Below are 465 nucleotides of genomic sequence, written 5' to 3'. Positions count from 1 at the left end.
AAAGGCCTGACCTTCAACGGCGACAGCGGCAGCACCAATATCGAAAAACTCGGCTCCACCGTGACCGTTGCCGGTGACGACAACATCACCACCGAAGCCCAAGACGATAAAGTGACCGTCAAGCTGAACAAAAAACTGGTGATAGACAGCGTCAAAGCCGGCGACACCACCGTGAACAACGACGGCGTTAAGATCGCAGGCGGTCCTAGCCTGACCAAGTCCGGTATCGATGCCGCCGGCAAGAAGGTTACCAACGTAGCCGACGGCGACCTCAATGCCAACAGCAAAGATGCCGTTAACGGCAGCCAACTGTTTGCGACCAACCAAAACGTAGCGACCAACGCCGCCAATATCGCCAAAGGCATCAACTTCGGCGGTACCACCGGCAGCAACAACTACGCATTGGGCGACACCATCAATGTCAAAGGCGACAGCAACATCATCAGCGAAACCGTAGCCGGTGGC

General features: G+C 56.1%; 1 pseudogene. It reads left to right on the top strand.

From position 1 onward, the window contains the following. Positions 1 to 465 (top strand): annotated as a pseudogene (locus ACTHTU_RS11275) (hypothetical protein); the annotation flags it as partial.

Origin of the sequence: Neisseria sp. P0020.S005, from assembly GCF_051957055.1 — a bacterium.
In the GTDB taxonomy this organism is placed as follows: Bacteria; Pseudomonadota; Gammaproteobacteria; order Burkholderiales; family Neisseriaceae; genus Neisseria; species Neisseria subflava_A.
This window is presented reverse-complemented; position numbering and strand designations above follow the sequence as displayed.